The organism is Colwellia sp. MEBiC06753, assembly GCF_053470325.1.
The window spans coordinates 43,196-63,094 of the sequence record NZ_JBQMTM010000023.1; the positions used below are offsets into that span (position 1 = coordinate 43,196).

The window sequence follows — 19,899 nt, forward strand, 5'->3', positions numbered from 1 at the left end:
CTTTTTCTTAAGCGCTAATTTTCTTAAACGCTAATTGTGTTAAACGCTAATACTTGTATAACTTACATGGCTATTTAGCGTTAGCTTGCTCAGCTAAATATAACCAAGTTGGCAATACCGTATCTGGATTAAGTGAAACACTATCAATCCCCTGCTCAACTAACCAAGCAGCAAAGTCAGCGTGATCACTTGGGCCTTGTCCACAAATACCAACATATTTACCACGTGCTTTACATGCTTTAATTGCCATTTCTAACAATGCTTTAATTGCTGGGTTACGCTCATCGAATAAATGAGCAATTAGGCCTGAGTCACGATCTAAGCCAAGGGTTAACTGAGTTAAATCGTTTGAACCAATTGAAAAACCGTCAAAGTGATCTAAGAATTGGTCGGCAAGTAAGGCATTCGATGGTAATTCACACATCATGATCACTTTTAAACCATCTTCGCCACGTTTTAAGCCTTGCTCAGCTAAAATATCAATAACTGCAGAAGCTTCTTCTAATGTCCGAACAAATGGGATCATAATTTCAACGTTAGTTAAACCCATAGTATTGCGAACGCGCTTAATTGCTTCACACTCAAGAGCAAAACAATCACGGAAGTCTTCTGAAATATAACGTGAAGCACCGCGATAACCTATCATTGGGTTTTCTTCTTCCGGCTCGTATTCTTCACCGCCAACTAAGTTAGCATATTCGTTTGATTTAAAATCAGACATACGAACGATAACACGCTCTGGCGCATAAGCGGCAGCTAGCGTTGAAATACCTTCAGTTAACTTAGCAATATAGAACTCAACTGGGCTTTCATAACCGGCAATAATGTCATCAATTTCTGCTTTTAATGACGCTGATTGCGCATCGTAATTTAATAGTGCTTTCGGGTGAATGCCGATCATTTTGTTAATGATAAACTCTAAACGCGCTAAGCCGATACCTGCATGTGGCAAACGAGCAAACGAAAACGCACGATCTGGATTACCAACGTTCATCATTATTTTTAACGGCACTTCCGGCATTTTATCGATTTCAGAGGTTTTAACCGTGTAATCAATTTTACCTTGGTATATAAAGCCAGTATCACCTTCGGCACAAGAAACCGTTACTTCATCGCCAGCTTTAATTAATGAGGTAGCATTACCACAACCAACTACCGCAGGAATACCCATTTCGCGAGCAATAATTGCTGCGTGACAAGTGCGGCCACCACGGTTAGTCACAATTGCTGAAGCCTTCTTCATGATCGGCTCCCAGTCAGGATCCGTCATATCAGTGACTAAAACATCGCCCGGCTGAATTTTATCCATTTCATCAAGTGACGATAAAACTTTAGCGCTACCGCTACCAATTTTGTGACCAATGGCGCGACCTTCACAAACAATCGCAGCGCTGCCTTGTAATTGGAACTGTTCCATTACATTGCCACTTTCGCGACTACGTACCGTTTCTGGACGTGCTTGAACGATATATAATTTGCCGTCTAAACCATCTTTTGCCCACTCAATATCCATTGGACGTTGGTAGTGCTGCTCAATGATCACCGCTTGCTTTGCCAACTCCATGACTTCTTCATCAGTCAATGAAAATTGGTTAGACTGCGCTTGGTCAATATCAACAATTTCAACTTGCTTGCCGTGTTCTTGCGTATCGGCATACACCATTTTAATTGCTTTACTACCAATGGTACGGCGAACAACTGCAGGGTTACCTTTGGCTAACGTTGGTTTATGTACATAGAATTCATCTGGGTTGACTGCGCCTTGTACCACCATTTCACCTAAGCCGTAACTTGAGGTGATAAACACTACATCTTCAAAGCCTGATTCAGTATCAATTGAGAACATGACACCACTTGATGCGATATCACTGCGCACCATGCGCTGAATACCAGCAGATAGCGCTACACCACGATGGTCGTAGCCTTGGTGAACACGATAAGAAATAGCACGGTCATTAAATAGCGAAGCAAATACATGCTTAATAGCAACTAATACTGCGTCAAATCCTTTAACATTAAGAAACGTTTCTTGCTGACCAGCAAATGATGCATCTGGCATATCTTCTGCGGTTGCAGATGAACGAACAGCAAATGAAGCATCTTCGGTAAATTCACCAGCTAGTTTGGCATAGGCTTGCTCAATATCTTGCTGCATTTGCGGAAGGAATGGTGTATCGATAACCCACTGTCTGATGGTAGCACCACATTCTGCTAGCGCATTCACATCATCAACATCTAAGTTATCAAGTAATTGATGAATTTTGTCGTTGAGTCCACTTTGTTCGAGAAATTCGTTAAAGGCAAAAGATGTGGTAGCAAAACCACCAGGCACTTGCACACCCATATTAGATAGGTTTGCAATCATTTCACCTAATGATGCATTTTTACCACCTACGCGGTCTACATCATTCATTCCCAAATCTTCATACCAAAGTACGTTTTCTTGCACGACATATTCTCCAAGAGCGTTTATGAAAGTATCACTTTTTTGAAAGTATCATTTCTAAAAGTATATAGTTAAGTAACTTTACACCTTTATACTTAAGGGCTCGTTATAAACCACTTAAGTCTAAAGCTACTTGAATATAAACCTTGGTCATACCCGAGAATATCGATTACGTTACATTTAGCTAAACAAGTGAACCAAATGCAACTAACGCTTGGTATTTCAAACGCGGACATTCTACACTGTCGCTAAAAATTTCCAAAACTGTTTTTAAAAGTTTTCAAAAGAGAGATCAAAATGCGCCCTGCTTTTTATATTTCCGACGGTACTGCCATTACTTCTGAAGTATTCGGTCACGCCTTATTATCGTTATTTCCAGTTGAATTTGAGCACCACACCATTAGTTTTGTTGAAACCATAGAAAAAGCTAACGAAGCTAAAGCAAAAATTAATGCAGCAAGTAAACGTACGGGCCAGAAGGCACTGGTTTTTCATACCTTTGTTAACCCAGAAATAAGAACCATTATCGACAGTTGTGATGGTGTTATTTATAACTTTTTAGAGCACTTTGTTGCACCTCTTGAAAAGGAATTAGATATTCCAGCAAAACCTAAAGCGCACAGAACCCACAGCATTCATGAAAATAGTTATGATTATCGAATTGACGCGGTTAATTACGCCTTAGCCAATGATGATGGTTCAAATATCAGCAACTACAGTGAAGCAGATATCATCTTAGTCGGCGTCTCGCGCTCAGGGAAAACTCCTACTTCGCTTTATTTAGCGTTGCAATATGGCGTAAAAGCGGCAAATTACCCATTTACCGATGATGATATGGATGAGTTAAAGCTGCCGGAATTTTTAAAGCCGTATAAGAAAAAAATCTATGGTTTAACCATTGATGCTGAGCGTTTAATGGATATTCGTGATAACCGCATGGCTAACAGTCGATATTCGTCAGCGCGCCAGTGTCGCATGGAATTACGAGAAGTAGAGAAACTCTATAAAAAAGAAAAAATACCGTTTACTAATACCACCAAATTTTCAGTTGAAGAAATTACCGCCAAAATTCTCGCTGAAAAAGGTCTACAGCGATATAAATATTAAGCTTTGCTAGAAAACCGGTTCACTTAAGCAAGGATTTTCGTTATGTTAGGCGCAATAAATTGATGCCGCTAATGCGGCATGCATAAATCGAATTAATTACCTATTAATGACTATTAAAACTGACGAAATTAGAACGACGCTAATTGAACATTTAGCGTCACCTGCTGAGCTTGCCCAGCAAATTCCTCTTGATGAACAAACGGCACAATTTATTTTAGATAGCCGCCAAGCCATTGAAGCAATTATTAACCAACAGGATGATCGTCTTGTAGTGGTAATTGGTCCTTGCTCTATTCATGACACCGAAGCAGCACTTGACTACGCCCGTCAACTAAAAGCGCTACAAGAAAAATACCGCAATGAACTTTATATTGTTATGCGAGTTTATTTTGAAAAGCCACGCACTACTGTTGGTTGGAAAGGCCTTATTAGCGATCCCGATCTGGATAAAACTTTCCATGTCGCCAAAGGACTAAATTTAGCCAGAACATTGTTATTAGAAATTAACCAGTTAGGTCTTGCCTGCGGTACCGAGTTTCTCGATATGGTCACCGGCCAATATATTTCTGATTTGATCAGCTGGGGCGCTATTGGTGCCCGCACTACAGAAAGTCAGGTTCATCGAGAACTAGCCTCGGCTCTTTCCTGCCCTGTTGGCTTTAAAAATGGCACCGATGGCAATGTTAAAATTGCTGTGGATGCAATTAAGGCCTCAAGCGTACCGCACGTGCTTTATTCTCCAGATAAAAATGGCCAAATGTGTATCTACCAAACCCATGGTAATCCTCATGCCCATGTTATTTTGCGCGGTGGTAAAGCGCCGAACTATCAAGCACAACATGTACAGCAAGCCTTTGATACTCTGCAAGAAGCGAACATTGACCGACCTCTTATGATAGATTGTAGCCATGGCAATAGTAATAAAGATCATAACAGGCAAGCACTTGTTGCCGATGATATTGCTAAGCAAATTGAAAGCGGTACCAAAGCCATATTTGGCGTAATGATTGAAAGCTTTTTGGTGGCAGGAAAACAAGAGGTGACTAACGGTAAAGCTGATACTTATGGACAAAGCATTACTGATGCTTGTGTTGATTTAAGCACTAGCGAAGTGATGCTAGCAAAGCTTGCCGAGGCCATAAACCACAGAAGAAATATCCGCAAATAAAAATTAAAAAAGATAATAGAAAAGGCTGCAAATGCAGCCTTTTTAATACTTAAAATTCATAAAATTACGCACTAAAGCTTTTAACTGTGTGCTAATAATTGTCGAATTAAGCCATCGCTGGCATCTTCCACTAAATCTAAAACAAATTTAAAGCCACCGGCTCCGCCATAGTATGGATCTGGCACTTCTGATTCATCGAAATTTTCAGCGTAATCTAAAAACAATTTCACTTTATCTAAATGCTGAGCAGGTGCAATAGCGGTTAAGTCTTTGAGATTTTGATGATCCATCGCAAGTACTAAATCAAACTGTTCAAAGTCTTTAGTAACAACTTTTCGTGCTCTAATTCCATCAAAGCGATACCCTCGATCAAACCCTGCTTTTTGCGCACGATGATCAGGCTTTTCTTTACTGTGAGCCCCTATGGTACCCGCTGAATCAATAGTTAAGCTAAGCCCAGCTTGCTTGGCTTTCTCCTTAAAAACCGCTTCAGCTGTCGGCGAACGGCAAATATTGCCCATACACACGAACAAAATGCTGTTTATTTCCTTATTATTCATAGAGGTACCAAGTAATTTTATAGTTAGCGTAAATTTAAAATTGCATATTTCCCATATAACAAAATCAATAAGTTACCCTTTATTGTTTTGTCAAAAATTATGCAGCTACTGTATTCGTTTGTTTAACAAATGTTAATAAGTTTTTAACAATAAAAAAAGCCCTAAAAAGGGCTTATTTTTATCAGGTTTTATTGAACGTTATTGCTTGCTTGAAATTAATGCTTGTTTGAATCAATAACAGTTCTATCAATATAATGGTCCTACCAATGCCACCATAAAGGACAATATGCTTGAACATCATTCACTTTAAAGAAGCGGCATTCGCGCTAAGAGCATTAAAATTTAAAAACTTTACCACCTTTCATTACGAAATCGACATCTAAAAGCTCTTCAATATTAGTTAATGGGCTTGCATCGGTTGCAATAATATCGGCATATTTACCAACCTCTAACGTACCTAAGCTATCACTCATGCCAATTAAGTCAGCAGCATTAACGGTTGCCGATTTTAAAATATCTGAGGTCGTCATACCTGCTTGGTGCATAAGTACCGCTTCTCTGGCATTAATGCCGTGATTGGAGACACCACTATCGGTACCAAACGCAATTTTTACACCGGCTTTATATGAGCGAGTAAAGTGTTCCATCATGTCGCCGCCAACACGGATCGCTTTTTCTTTTACTGGTGCAGGCATACGTTCCGAGGCTTTTGCCATAGTAACTACGGTATCACCAGCAAGTAAAGTTGGCACTAAGTAAGCACCGGTCTTTTTAAATAACTTAATACTTTCTTTGTCTGCATAACTACCGTGCTCGATACTATCGACACCGGCGCGAAGTGCCGCATTAATACCTTCAGCGGCATGCGCATGGCTAGTGACCTTACGTCCTAATGAGTGTGCGGTTTTAACGATTTCTTGTAACTCGTCATCTTCCATTTGCTGACCAGTACCAGTATTTGTATTAGACAAAACGCCGCCAGTTGAAGCAATTTTAATCATATCGGCGCCATATTTAATCGCATAGCGGGTGATTTTTCGACAATCATAAGGGCCGTCACAAACCGTAGGCGCGGTTTTTAAGGCAAGCAGATCAGGCGCCATACCATCGACATCTAAATGACCGCCAGTAACCGACACACCAGCGGCAGCAATGATACGCGGTCCATCGATCCAGCCTTTTTCAATACCATCGCGCAGTGCATACATTTGTTCACTTTCACTTAATAAATCACGAACGGTGGTAAAGCCCGCCATTAAGGTTTTATTGGCATAGTGAACGCTGTGCATAGCAACATCTGCATCGGATAACTTTAGTTTTTCCGCAGCACGATCTGAGCCGTATTCGAATTGTAAATGCACATGCATATCCATCATGCCGGGCATAACAAAACTTGAAGATAAATCAATCAGCTCTGCGTCATCACCATAGTCTTTTGCAGCAACAAAACCTTTTTCAACTTGCTTAATTTTGCCATTTTCAATAACTAGGGTGTGTTTTTTTAATGGCTTTTCACCCGGAACGGCAAGTAATTCCCCGGCATGAATAACTTTAATATCCGCCAAGGCACTGGTGGAAAAGCTAGCAGCTAATGCTACTGCCAAGACTGAAAGCGGTTTATAGATTTTCTTCATGTTGTTCCCTTATTGTTTTTATCTTAATTATCAATCTACATTAACAGCAAATGCTCAGATGACAATCACCAATAATCGCAAAAATTAAGCAACTGAACAGATAACTGGCTATTTTTGTTGAAAATAAAATCTTGTACCCGTACTTCAGATTTTTTATCAGCCAACTTTTGATGTATTAACAACCAACTTGTTGTTAATTTATTCTTTTTGCTAAAAATAACGCAGGTAATTAAAAATTTATTTAAAAGCGTTTAAGCACTAGCAACAAGCAATTTGAGAAATAAAAAGCGATATGGACAGAGATAGAGAGAAAAGAAAAGAAAATAAAAAGGATTAAAAACTAAAAAACACAGGAATAACCAAAAGGGAAAATCACATATACGATGGAAATTTGAGTTAGCAGCTCGCTACTGCTAACTCAACTAATATTAGTGGTGATGACCACCTACGCCATGGGCATGGCCATGAGCGATTTCTTCTTCAGATGCTTCACGCACATCAACCACTTCCAAATCAAAGGTTAATGTTTTACCCGCTAACGGCGGATTTAAATCACAAGTCACCATAAAACGGCCTACTTTTAATACCGTTACTTGACGTTGACCTTGCTCAGTTTGAACAACAGCCACCATACCTGGCTTCCAAGTTGCAGCACCGTGTAAGTGTTTTGTTGGGATACGTTGAATAGCATCTTCTTGACGCTCGCCGTAAGCATCTTTTGGCTCAAGCGTTACGGTAAATTTATCACCAGCCGCTTTATCAGCTAATGCATTTTCAACACCTGTGATCATGTTGTTATGGCCGTGTAAATAAGCCATTGGATCGCCACCGCTTGATGTTTCAATTTGTTCACCTTGTTCATCTTTAATTGTGTAATGAAATTGAACAACTGTATCTTTGGTAATTTGCATAATCGTTTCTTAACTTTTATTTAAATAGGTTGGTTTTCAATGGCGGCAAGTTTAGCAAACTTTTACTAAATATTACGCTAAATTATTTATCTTGCGCGCAACTATTTTCATCCCCTGCTTTTTACACTTTTTATGCCATTCTCTTACAAGTGCGTTATTACGCCCAAACCAGCAAAATGATCACGCTAGCAACAATTAATGCCATTCCAATTAATTCAGCCAATGAGATTTTTTCTTTAAAGATTCGATAAGTCAGCACAAGCGTAAAAAAGAACTCTATTTGCCCTAATGCTTTAACATAAGCGGCAGTTTGATAACTAGCAGCGGTAAACCAACCAATTGACCCTAAAACACTGGTAACGCCAACAAATAACGATAATCGCCAATAACTAAACATCCCGCTAATTTGCTTAGGATTAGTGACTAAAAGATAAGCTAATGCCAGTAGCGATTGAGCGGTCACTAAAAACACTAAGGTGATGGCAGCGCTCACCATTAAATGGGTGTTCAGGGCTAAACTCGATTCTCTGATCAATAACGTGGTGATCGCTAAGCCTAAACCAGACGCTAAACCGTAACCGGCACCAGGATTACCAATAAAGTCCGCCAGTCTAAATTTAACTTTTGACAGCAACAACACCCCAAGCACACCAATAATTACCGATAGCCAACCTAAAAAGCTTAAACTGGCTGAAAAGACCATAGCGCCAATAATTGCCACTTGAATGGCTTCGGTTTTAGCAAGACTAGTAGCAACGGCAAAGTTACGATAATTAAAGGCTGCCACTAAACAGGCGGTGCCAATTAACTGCGAAACACTAGCGATGCTGGCATACTGTAAAAATTCGGCGTTAAGTGTGGGAAAATCCACCTGATAGATGGTTATCATCCAGTACAGATAACCCCAAGCAAATGGCAAGGCAAAAATATACCTAACGCCGGCGGTTGCCATTGCCGAAAGTTTTTCACCCAGTTGCTTTTGCCCTGCGGTTCGCACAGATTGCATGAACGCGGCCAGCAAAGTAAACGCTATCCAAGTGTCCATTGTATTAATTCTTCCTTGTTATTTTCTGGTTTCGCCTGATTTATAGGCTGTTCAACTGGGCTGATAAGCAAATTGTGGTGATAATTTACTGATACCTAAGCCACTGATTTTATCTACTTTAATTTGCGTAGCAATACGCTCTTTTAATGTATCTATATGACTGATCACACCAATCATTTTTCCTGAAGCATTTAAGCTATCGAGGGCATCAAGTGCAACTTCTAAGGTATCGTTATCTAAAGTACCGAAACCTTCATCTAAAAATAATGAGTCAATTTGCGTTTTTGTGCTGACCAAATCACTTAACGCCAAGGCCAGCGCTAATGAGACTAAAAAGCTTTCACCACCGGATAACGTTTTGGTGTCGCGCGCGGCATCGGCTTGCCAAGTATCAATGACTTCCAATGATAATGACTCACCCTGTTGGCGCTGCAGCTGATAACGACCATGTAACCGCATGAGCTGTTGATTAGCTAAATGTACTAAATACTCTAGGGTAAGGCTTTGGGCGAAGCGTCTAAACTTAGCGCCATCAGCCGAGCCAATTAAGCCATTTAAATGGCTTATATCATCAAGCACAGCTTGTTTTTCGGCGATGGTTTCAATTAATTGCTGCTGAGATTGGCGCTGCTGAGCATCTTTTTTAAGCTCAAAGTTCACTTCAGATAGGCCGTTTTGCTGCGCTTGCAACTGCAATTTTTGCTGGGCCAATTGAGCTTTTAACTCTGCTAAAACCTGTTCAAGTTTTTCTGCGGGTTCATTTACCAATGCACTGAGTTCAAATGCTGACGGCAATTGCTCGCCAAGCTTAGTCGGCTCATTTAACTTAGTCGGCTCATTAAACCAAGCAGGATCGTTTGCCATAGTTAAATCACTTTGCTCAGCTTGCACAGAAAGACGTTGTAACTTAGTTTGATATTCTTTAATTAGTGCTTGGTTATTGGCTAGCGCTTGCGAAAGTTGTTCTACAAGCTGTGTCCAGGCATTAAACTCATCTGGTGCAATTCGCGCCGCTAAAAAGTCTTCTTCATTAGCAAATGGACTTTCTTGCATAGCTTGCTGCCAATTTTCGAGCGCCGTATCGAGCTTTTGCTGCAACACCGCTAATTGCTCTTGGACACTTTGCTGCTGCCCTATTAATAGCGCATGTTGTGATTTAGCCTCACTAAGCTTAGTTTTATCGTCCTGAATTTGCTGCTCTATGGCCTGCTTTTGTTGTTGAACTTCAACCCTTGCCTGCTGAGCGGTTTGGCCATTTAACCATTGGCTTAGCTGTTTAGCCAATGCCGATAGCTGGGTTGTAACTTGTTGATTTTGGGTTTGCAGCTGAGTTAACTGATATTCAAAAGCCTTTAATTGCTCTTGCTTGACCGCTAAGTCACTAGTCAACGCTTGGATCGTTTGCTTTAACTGCTCGCTTGCTTCAGTTGTTGTATGAAAATGCGCTAAGTCTTGTTGCAACTGCTCAGCCCACTGAGCAAAGTTATCAACGCTCGGTAATGATAACGAACTATCAGGTCTCGCTTGCTCAGTACCATTGTTCTCACCTGATCTTTGTTCAGCGCGATTTTGCAAAGAACCGCTATATAACAGCTGCTCAATTTCATCAATTATCGCCGTCCAAAGCTCATTAGCACGTATGGTTAGCTGTTGTTGCTGCTGCGAGTTGTTATTTAACTGCTGGTCAATTTGTTCAACACGCTGCTTGGTGATCGCTTGCTGCTGACTAATTTGCGCCAGCTGCTCTGAACATTGAGCCAATGCTTGCTGACTCGATTGTTGTTGACTAGTTAACTGACTTAGTTGGCTAATAGCTTGTTGAAAATTTGCCAGCAACTGTTCATTGCCAGTAATCAACTGCGCCAACTCCGCACTTTGACCAATAGTTAGGTTAAATGGCTCGGATGTTATTGGCGTAGCGGTTAATGTCGTTTGCGTTGGTTCGAGCGTAGTTGCAATAGTCTGCCACTCTTGCTCAATCTGGTTTTGCTCAGTTTGTAGTTGCTCGGCTTCTTGTTGCAGATTAACTAATAACTCAGATAAATGCTTTTGTTGCTGGTTCAGCTCTATGCCCTGCTGCTTAAGCTGTTCAACCAATAGCGTTTGCTGATTTAACTCCACTTGCTCTTGTGAACTATCGACTTGTTGATATTGCTCAATTGCCGGATGTTCAACAGATCCACATAGTGGACATGGCGTATCAGGCTGCAATTTAGCGCGAAAATCCGCCAACTGCATAATGGTTTTTTGTTGCTCAACAATGGTCGTTAGGTGTTTTAAGGTATTTTGCGCCTGAGTATATTGTTGACGACGCTCAATAAGTTGCTGTTCAAACGTTTGATATTTGCTTTGGCTGTCAGCAATTTGTGCACATTTTTTCTGATAGTTACCCGATAGCTGCTGATAGCTTTGTCCTAAATGGCGCAACTGAGCGAGTTGCTGCAGCCGATGCTGTGCAGCCTGATAAGCTTGTTGTAACTGATTGTTGTCAGTAAAATTCAGCTGCAGAAATATTGCATTAATTTGCTCATCTACTGCCGCTTGAGCATTAACAACTTCAACTTTTTCTTGTTCGATACGAGCTCGTTGCTCATTATCATTTCCACCAGTAGCAAGTAACTGTTGTTGCTCATCTTTTAATGCCAAGCATTGAGGTTCTAGCGCAGTCAGTTCAGTGGTAATGCTCTGCCATTGACTAAATTGGGCTTGCCAGCGCGGCAATTTACTATCAATTGTTTTTAAATAGTGATGTTGAGCTAAGTAGTCTTGCTGTTTAGCAAGCTGTTGTTGCTGGGCGGCCAGTTGTTGTTGAACCACCGCGATTAATTGCTGTTGCTGTTGATAATTGCTGTTAATAGCTGAAATTTGACTATTAAGCTCAGCCTGTAACTTTTGCTGATCAAGGTGTTCTTTTTCCATCGGTAACACTTGTTCAATCAAGTGTTGTTCACGCGTAGTCAGTTCAGCCAATTTTTGTTGCTGCTGAAGTGCATTGGCTGTTAACTGATTTTCCAACGTGCTAAGCGCTTGTGAACTAGCCTGTATTTGCTGATCAAACTGCTCAATTTTTTGGCTAACACCAGTAAATTGTTGCTTTGTATCCGATTTAATTTGATAGGCAGTTTCCATTTTTTGAGCGGGCTTTGCTCGCTCTAACGCTGCTATTTTTTCAGCTTCATTAGCCTGCTGCGTTTTTAATGTCTGATGCTCAGCATCAAGCTTTTCCAATTGCTGTTTAACGTCGCTAAGTTGACTTAATTGTATTGATTGTTGCTCAAGTCGCTCTAGCAAGGTTTGCTGATCGTTAACTTCTGCCTGTAAGCGTTTAGCCTGTTGGTTAAACTCACTAATTTGCTGCTCATCAAGCAGCTTCATGCCTTTTTGTTCAGCTTGCAACAGCGCTAATTGCTCATTAGTTTCTTTATACTGCTGGTAAACATAACGCGAAATTTCACCGTAAATTTCTGTGCCGGTAAGCTCTTCCAGCAACTCTGCACGATCATTTGCCGAGGCATTTAAAAACGCGGCAAACTGCCCTTGTGAAAGCATCATAGACTTGGTGAAACGAGCAAAATCTAAACCGGTGATCGCGGCAATTTCCGCTTTAACCTGTTGCAGCTTTTCTGCCAAAATTTCACCATCAAGGGTGGATAACTCAGCCTTTGCTGCCTGTAACTTACCGTCTAATTGATTTTTTGCTCGACGTTGACTCCAAAACGCGCGATAGCCTTTACCCTTAACTTCAAATTCTACTTCAGCTAAGCAACTCGCGGTATCTCGCGTCATTATTTGATTGCTTTCAGCAGACACTTTTAGCCTAGGCGTTTCATGATACAGCGCTAAACAAATTGCATCTAAAATAGTGGTTTTACCGGCGCCAGTCGGGCCGGTTATGGCAAACAAGCCACTACCATCAAACGGTGGCTGGCTAAAATCAATGTGCCAATGGCCTTTTAGTGAATTTAGGTTTTCAAAGCGTAACGATAAAATTCTCATGACGCACTACCTTGACCAGCGCCCTGATGTTTGATTTGCTCGACCATTTGGCCAAATAGTTCGGTTAAGCGCTGCTTTTTATTTTGATTGCCCTGATGACCTTCAACTTCAACTTGATCTTCAGCTTGAATGTCGGTGAACTCTGGGTATTCCTGCGCTAAACGGGCAGCAAATACATCATCAATCGAGAGTTCATCTAACGTTACCGAGCGCTGACTTTCTAACATTTGCTGGCGCTGCTGCTTGCTGCGGCGGATCAGTAAGACCTCAATCGGTTTATTTTCAATAAGTTGCTCAACACGGCTTGAAATATCAGGCAAATAACCTTGGGCGGTAATTTCTATATCTAGCCATAGCGTTAATCCGTTCTGCTGCTCACTTTTTTGATGTTGCTTGGCTAATACGTCAAGTTCCTCGGCGAGTTGCTCAACATCAGTTTTCAGCATCGCCATAGGTTGAAAGCGCGGAATAGTTATGACTGAAACATCGACTATTACGCCATCGCTATCGGATTGGTTTATTTCAACTAAATTAACGGTTTTATCATAACCTGCTTCATCAAAACTTAGCGGAATGGGGGAACCGCAATAGCGAATAACCTCGCTACCCGCGACTTTTTGCGGACGATGAATATGGCCAAGGGCAATATAATCAGCTGGCGGAAAGGCACTTGCTGGAAACGCATCTAAGGTACCAATATAAATATCGCGCACTGAATCGGTAGTTTTACTGCCGACCGTGGTTAAATGGCCAGTCATAATCACAGGTAACTGATATTTTTGAGCCTGTTCAAATAAGCCCTGGTAATGATCGCTGATAGCTTGTTGTAAATTTTTTTGCTTTTGATCGGCACTTTGTCCGGCCTGACTTTTAATTAAATCTCTTGGCCGCAAAAATGGAATCGCGCAAACAACGATTTGCTCTGTTTTTGCTTTGTTAGAAAGTGTGATCAGCTGTTCACTGACATTACTGGTCTCTGTTTCTGGACTCTTACTTGCGGCACTTGGGCTTTCGGCAACCGTTATGACATGGGTATTTAGTTGCGATAACAGCACTTTTGCTTCGTTTAACATAGCAACCGAATCATGATTGCCTGCCAACACTACAAGTTGGCAATTAAGCTGGGAAAGTGCAGTGATAAAGTCAAAGTATAACTCTCGAGCATAACTAGGCGGCGTACTGGTATCGAAAATATCTCCGGCAACAATCACCGCATCAATATTTAGTGTTTCAACTTGCGATAATAACCACTGAAAAAAGGCTTTGTGTTCATTAGCTCGGCTTTTGCCGTAAAAATATTGACCTAAATGCCAATCAGAGGTGTGAAGTATTTTCATTAACCGCAAAAAATTATTGTTCTTAATTAAGGCAATTTTACCTGAACAAGCAAATATAGATAGTCTAACTTTGGCGGGTTCACCGCTTAACCAACGAAATGATATTTAACACTATTTTTCAATCTTAATTTGACTAAATATTCCCCTACTTCTATTGTTAATTTAATTATTTACATCGAGTTAACACAATATCAACCTATGTTTTTTTGATAGCTTTTCGATAGGTAATAGGCTCGAAATAATTAAAGCAACTAACTTGGTACACCGAACACGCACTAATGATTGTTAAACTGCTTTCATTTTTAACTGCATTCTCTTGCTGAGATTTAGCCAAAAGGATTGTGTAAATTAGCATGCTCGATATAAATTTTTTTGCTGTGATTGCCGCTGCGGTCTCTAGCTTTTTAGTTGGCGGCCTTTGGTATTCACCATTACTGTTTGGCAAAAAATGGATGGTTGAATCTGGATTTGATGAAACGAAGGCTGGACCAAGCTTAAAAGTGTTTGGCTTATCGTTCTTGTATGCGCTATTTGCCGCTTTGATTTTTTCCTTGTTACTGGGTCCTAATCCTACAATGGCAAAAGCAATAGAATTCGCCACGCTTGTTAGTATCGGTTTGATCGTTACCAGCTTTGGCATTAACTACCAATTTTCCAATAAATCGGCGATGTTGCTCTTGATAGACGGCGGCTATCACACCGCACAATTCTTACTTTACGGCGTGATATTGGCCACTTGGCAATAATTATTTAAGCTGGGCTATATGCCTTAACCTGTTTCAAAATTATGCCCAATTAGGTAGGTTATGCCTTATTAGGTAAGAGTATAACTTTACCGTCACTTTTATTAGTGGCGTAATGATCTAGCGCAGGATAGAAATCATCGAAATTGGTTGTTTGATAAATGTCTGTTTTAAATATGCCCTGAGCAAACAGCTTTTGAACTTTTTGGCTAAGTTTATAAACCTGCCAAGGATTAGCTTTACCGATATAAGTCGCCAACCAAAAACCTTCGATACGAATATCTCTAAAAATAACATCAGCAACACTAAATAAACCACCAAGCGGATCATGAGTTTCTGTTAATCGGCCATAAATAATCGCGGTTGAGCCGTTTGGCATTTCGCGTAATGTTCGTGGAGTATCATCACAAGCTACAGCATCTAATAACACGGTAGCGCCAAACTGCTTGCAATATTGTTTCAGCGAAACAGAGTAATCTTCTGCAGTAGTCACTAACACTTTGTCAGCCCCTAACGCTTCTAACGCCGCGACATTATTGGCAGATCTGACAGTTGCTATGGATTTAAGCCCCATTTGTTTGGCATATCGAATAGCGCCTTTACCCACTTGACTAGCGGCGGCGTTAATCACTAATGCTTTGGCGTTTAATTTAATGGCACGGTCCACTAAACAAACGCTGGTACATGGGTTAACAATAATGGTTGCTGCTTGGTCATCACTGATGTCTTTACGCACAGGTAAACAAAAATTTGCTTTAGTAATAGCGTATTGTGCCCAAACGCCATCTATGCCTGGTTGTGCAGAAATTGCCACACGTTTACCCTCGAGCCACTTACCGTAAAGCCCTGCATTGGCTTTGACGACAATACCACAACCTTCAAAACCGACATAAGCGCCATCTTGTGGTGGTAATCCATATTTACCTAATAGATACACTAAATCTGAAGGATTTACAGGCGCAGCTAACATCTTGACCAGTACCTGTCCCGGTTTCAATGCTGGAATTGGCTTTTCGGTTAATACTATGCGCTTCGACGATGGCGCTTCTTTAACGTCAATTAAATTTAACGAAAAACCTTTATTCATTGCAGGAACGGACAACTTACTCATACTAGGTTCACTATTATTTTTATCATTATTAATTTAGCGTTAGGCTCATCTTACCAGTGGTAAGATTTAAAAGTCATCTAACAATTTAGATAGTGACAAAGCCATTGTTTGTTAAATGTTTTTGTTAAATGATCGCTAGTAAAATCGCTGACGATATATTTTTAATGGATCATCATCCGCTGGCAGCGACTTTTGAAATGCAGGGCGCTCACTTAAACGTTGATAATAAGCCTGAACATTTGGAAACTGTTTCATATCAACAAAGTATTGGGCAACATGTATCGGATAGCCAACGCCAATATCCACTGCGCTAAAGCCGCTGGTTAATAAATAAGGCTGATCCGCTAGATGGTTTTCAATCACTTCAATAGCTTTTTCTAAGCGGCGCGATTCAAGTTTCCAGACCGTTGGCGAACGTAAGCTTTCATCATTAATCACAATTGCCTGTTGGGTTAATGAAGCGCAATGTACGGTGATGGTTTCGGCATAATGCAGCCATTGAAGCCATTGCGGGCGTTCGCTATGTTCAAGCCCTCGCCAAAGGCTAGCATTATCATAACGTTCACATAAATATTCGGCGATAGCACCACTTTCAAATAAGGTAAGCTCACCATCAATCAGACATGGCACACGGCCAAGTGGACTGTTTTCCAAATAATTTGGATCTCTAAGTGCTGGCCCAAATGAATGCACTTCAACTTGAACAGGTAAGCCAAGTTCGTGAATAAGCCAAAGTGAGCGCATTGAGCGTGATTCGTGACAGTGATGGAGAATAAGCGACATATCAACCGTAAGATAAACAACTTAAATTGAAGTTATCTTAACTAACCGTATTTAAAAGTAAACCCGTTATATTTCAATCTCAATTTCACAAGCAAATGGGACAAATAAAGCGTATATTTATTTGATAAATTAGGAGCTTAACTTATGCAATTTAAAACCATTCAATCAAATAAAACTAAGTCGATAGCGTTAGTTGCCCACGACAATATGAAAGCAAGTCTGATCAAATGGTGTCAGCTATATCGTGATAAGTTATGCCAACACACGTTATATGCAACAGGTACTACAGGTCAGTTAATTAGAAAACAAACGGGTCTTGAGATAAACACCTTAATTAGCGGCCCACTTGGCGGCGATCAGCAAATAGGTGCATTAATTACCGAGCAAAAAATTGATGTGTTAATTTTCTTTTGGGATCCACTGGAAGCCCAGCCACACGATCCTGATGTGAAAGCGCTATTGCGCCTTGCTGCCGTGTGGAATATTCCGGTGGCCTGTAATAACGCCAGCGCTGATTTATTGATCACTTCAAGCTTATTCGATCGGCCGTTTGAACGTACAGTACCCGATTATGATAATTACATTGCCAGCCGCGCTTCAAACTAAACGATTAGGCTAGGTCTTGATTAACAGTATTGCTTAACATTGCTGTAATTAATGCAGCAATAGCAGTCAATAAAACGGCTGCTCCTACCGTTTAGGCCATTTATCCCCTCATTGCCTCAGTTTATCCCAAACGGCTATTGGTTTGATTAAATGCTGACCATACTGAATTTGTCTTTGAACAATATGACATTCAACTACTCTCTGGAGCAATATTTTCAATGACAATGAGGCATGTAGTATTGTGTTTTTGATCTGTCCAATTGAAACACAACGATGACTTTACAGGGGGCGCAGTTTGCCCCCTACTTTTTTGCAGCTTTTTTACTTGACCTTAGGTTACTTAGAACAATTAAATATCACTAAGTAGTTCATCTAACTTAGATTTATTACGACGTGACAAGGTTAACTCTTCGCCAGATTTTAGCACCACAGTATAGTCACCATTTTCATTCGGTCTTAATTCACTCACGCTGCTACGTCTAACTATGGTTGAGCGGTGAATACGAACAAATTCTTTTGGATCCAGCTGGTTTTCTAAGCTGGTTAAGGTTTCGCGGTGAAGCACAGGGTTCGCGTCAAACAAGTGAACTTCAGCATAGTTACCAGCACCAGCAATATAATTGATTTGCTCAACATCAACCAAGCGAATTCGACCAGGATCTTTCACCACTAAGCGACTTTTAAACGTCCTATCCTGCTCATCAACCATATGCTGAATCAGCTGCCCTACTTTCTTATAATCAGTAGACGCCTTGGCAGCCAACTGCTGTCTTGCTCGATTAAGTGTTGCGTAAAACTTGTCATCGTCAAATGGTTTTAATAAATAGCCAATCGCATTAAGTTCAAACGCAGTTATGGCATATTGATCATAAGCGGTGGCGAATATAATCACGCAATCGTCTGGTAAATGCTCGGCTAATTCAATACCGGTTTTTCCGGGCATTTGAATATCCAGAAAAACAATATCTGGCTTGGTTTGACTAAACACTTCCAGCACCAGATTGCCATCTTGTGCTTCCAGCACTTCACCAATATCGGGCTGGTTTTTTAACAATAATTTTATGGTTTCTCGCGCTAACGGCTCGTCGTCAGCTACTAACACTTTAAGCATCCAATACTCCAATCGGCATACAGAGATAAGTTTCAAAATAACCGTCTTGTTTAGGGGTTAAGGTTAATTGAAAATCTAAATCGTATAGCTTTTCTAAACGTTTCCTACAATTACTTAGGCCTATACCAAAGCCCTGATGTTCATCTTTTTCAGGGATTTTATTGATTAATTTAACGTGCAAATAACCCTGACCACAATAAATGCTTAATTTAAGCTCATTTTGATCAGACTCTAATTGCGAGCCATGTTGCACAGCATTTTCAACCAACGGCTGCAGTAACATAAACGGCACTTCAATATCTAAACATTCTGTATCAACCTCTAGTGACGTGGTTAATTTATGACTGAAGCGCATTTTCTGAATGGTTAAATAGCTTTCAATAAACTCCACTTCTTGCCCTAGCGAAATTAACTGGTGACGCTGATTTTCCAACACTTTTCGAAGCATAGAGCTGAGTTCACTCAATGCTTTAATGGCGTGCGACTTATTATCTAAGCGAATTAAACTGGCAATAGTATTTAACGTGTTAAATAAAAAATGGGGGTTAAGTTGCGACTTAAGCGACTGCAATTCAATTTGCAAAAGCTGTTCACTCAATTCTTGATTACGTTTAGATTGTTGGCGCGAACGTTTGTAGTAGGTATAGGAATAACCGGAACACAACACGGCCAAGTACACCAGAAAGTCCATATGCAAAGGGCTAAGCAACAGTTGTGCAACTGACTCTTTAATGACCTGCAGATTAATATAACCTTTATTGAGTAATGCCACTTCGACAATGGTCAGTCCCCAGTAGCCACTAAAAAACACTAACATCACACCAAAGGTTTTAATAATAAACGAGGTTAGTTTGTTGGCATCAAAGGCAATAATTTGAGTACTGGCAATAATTAGCGGAGCAATTAACGCCCAGTTGCCCCACCACGGTAAATACTCCAACCAAATATCTAGCCATGGCTCAGGACGATTAAAATGCAACGCCATACGATAGCTATTAGTTGCAGCCATAGAATTTAGCAACAGCCAAAAAATGACATTGCCTAGCCAAAAATATCGCGATGGTAAATTATCAATGAAGGTTTTAAACATAACAAATACGACCCTTTATGTTGGGTGCATTATTAAGGCAGCTTATGGTTAATTGCAACTATCGCTATAATGCCCAGTTTTATTACGATTAATCAATAACTAAAAGCATATTAAAATCATTATCTTAAAGTGATCTTAAAATAGCCCTTTTAACACTCAAACCGTTAAATTTGGCAGTTCCTTCCCACTTATCGCCAATTAAAGACCGACTATCCCACGGTTCTCGCCGTTGGTGTATTGACTAATGTAGT

Annotated in this window: 15 protein-coding genes; 4 read left to right on the forward strand and 11 right to left on the reverse strand. The window is 40.5% G+C overall.

Features of this window, described 5'->3' with window-relative positions; all coding sequences use genetic code 11:
• Nucleotides 1-70: 70 nt before the first annotated feature.
• Complete coding sequence (gene ppsA / locus ACOB82_RS15775) at nt 71-2,449, reverse strand: phosphoenolpyruvate synthase (RefSeq protein ID WP_448213948.1); 2,379 nt, start codon at nt 2,447-2,449, stop codon at nt 71-73.
• Nucleotides 2,450-2,743: 294 nt separating this feature from the next.
• On the opposite strand from ppsA, the gene ppsR reads away from it, so the two are divergent.
• Together ppsR and ACOB82_RS15785 are read left to right on the forward strand one after the other, a co-directional pair.
• On the forward strand, nt 2,744-3,553 hold the full coding sequence (gene ppsR / locus ACOB82_RS15780; protein ID WP_448213949.1) for a posphoenolpyruvate synthetase regulatory kinase/phosphorylase PpsR: 810 nt from the start codon (nt 2,744-2,746) through the stop codon (nt 3,551-3,553).
• A gap of 106 nt (nt 3,554-3,659) precedes the next feature.
• Nucleotides 3,660-4,721, forward strand: coding sequence for a 3-deoxy-7-phosphoheptulonate synthase (locus ACOB82_RS15785; protein ID WP_448213950.1), 1,062 nt, complete (start codon nt 3,660-3,662; stop codon nt 4,719-4,721).
• A gap of 80 nt (nt 4,722-4,801) precedes the next feature.
• Here ACOB82_RS15785 and ACOB82_RS15790 read toward each other — a convergent pair whose 3' ends face one another.
• From ACOB82_RS15790 to sbcD, 6 genes are all read right to left on the reverse strand, one after another.
• On the reverse strand, nt 4,802-5,281 hold the full coding sequence (locus ACOB82_RS15790) for a low molecular weight protein-tyrosine-phosphatase (protein WP_448213951.1): 480 nt from the start codon (nt 5,279-5,281) through the stop codon (nt 4,802-4,804).
• Between the two features lie 335 nt (nt 5,282-5,616).
• The gene (locus tag ACOB82_RS15795) at nt 5,617-6,915 is read right to left on the reverse strand and encodes an amidohydrolase family protein (RefSeq protein ID WP_448213952.1); all 1,299 of its coding nucleotides are present in this window, start codon (nt 6,913-6,915) and stop codon (nt 5,617-5,619) included.
• Nucleotides 6,916-7,343: 428 nt separating this feature from the next.
• Entirely contained in the window at nt 7,344-7,826 is a 483-nt protein-coding gene (locus tag ACOB82_RS15800; RefSeq protein ID WP_448213953.1) for an FKBP-type peptidyl-prolyl cis-trans isomerase, read from the reverse strand.
• A 157-nt stretch (nt 7,827-7,983) separates the two neighbouring features.
• Complete coding sequence (locus ACOB82_RS15805) at nt 7,984-8,871, reverse strand: DMT family transporter (protein ID WP_448213954.1); 888 nt, start codon at nt 8,869-8,871, stop codon at nt 7,984-7,986.
• A gap of 51 nt (nt 8,872-8,922) precedes the next feature.
• On the reverse strand, nt 8,923-12,867 hold the full coding sequence (locus ACOB82_RS15810) for an SbcC/MukB-like Walker B domain-containing protein (RefSeq protein WP_448213955.1): 3,945 nt from the start codon (nt 12,865-12,867) through the stop codon (nt 8,923-8,925).
• Entirely contained in the window at nt 12,864-14,204 is a 1,341-nt protein-coding gene (gene sbcD, locus ACOB82_RS15815; protein ID WP_448213956.1) for an exonuclease subunit SbcD, read from the reverse strand. The genes ACOB82_RS15810 and sbcD overlap by 4 nt, the downstream gene beginning before the upstream one ends.
• A 353-nt stretch (nt 14,205-14,557) precedes the next feature.
• Between sbcD and ACOB82_RS15820 the strand changes: the two genes are divergently transcribed.
• Nucleotides 14,558-14,950, forward strand: coding sequence for a DUF1761 domain-containing protein (locus tag ACOB82_RS15820; RefSeq protein WP_448213957.1), 393 nt, complete (start codon nt 14,558-14,560; stop codon nt 14,948-14,950).
• 58 nt (nt 14,951-15,008) lie between these two features.
• On the opposite strand, the gene ACOB82_RS15825 is transcribed toward ACOB82_RS15820, so the two are convergent.
• Nucleotides 15,009-16,058: a zinc-binding dehydrogenase gene (locus ACOB82_RS15825; protein ID WP_448213958.1), complete on the reverse strand. Its 1,050-nt coding sequence runs from the start codon at nt 16,056-16,058 to the stop codon at nt 15,009-15,011.
• Between the two features lie 135 nt (nt 16,059-16,193).
• Nucleotides 16,194-16,841, reverse strand: coding sequence for a glutathione S-transferase family protein (locus tag ACOB82_RS15830; protein WP_448213959.1), 648 nt, complete (start codon nt 16,839-16,841; stop codon nt 16,194-16,196).
• Nucleotides 16,842-16,985: 144 nt separating this feature from the next.
• Between ACOB82_RS15830 and ACOB82_RS15835 the strand changes: the two genes are divergently transcribed.
• Nucleotides 16,986-17,447 (forward strand): methylglyoxal synthase, encoded by a 462-nt coding sequence (locus ACOB82_RS15835; protein WP_448213960.1) that lies wholly within the window; start codon nt 16,986-16,988, stop codon nt 17,445-17,447.
• A gap of 349 nt (nt 17,448-17,796) precedes the next feature.
• Here ACOB82_RS15835 and ACOB82_RS15840 read toward each other — a convergent pair whose 3' ends face one another.
• Both ACOB82_RS15840 and ACOB82_RS15845 read right to left on the reverse strand, forming a co-directional pair.
• A complete protein-coding gene (locus ACOB82_RS15840) occupies nt 17,797-18,558 on the reverse strand; it encodes a LytR/AlgR family response regulator transcription factor (protein ID WP_448213961.1) in 762 nt (253 codons plus the stop codon).
• Nucleotides 18,551-19,648 (reverse strand): sensor histidine kinase, encoded by a 1,098-nt coding sequence (locus tag ACOB82_RS15845; RefSeq protein WP_448213962.1) that lies wholly within the window; start codon nt 19,646-19,648, stop codon nt 18,551-18,553. The genes ACOB82_RS15840 and ACOB82_RS15845 overlap by 8 nt, the downstream gene beginning before the upstream one ends.
• Between the last annotated feature and the right edge of the window lie 251 nt (nt 19,649-19,899).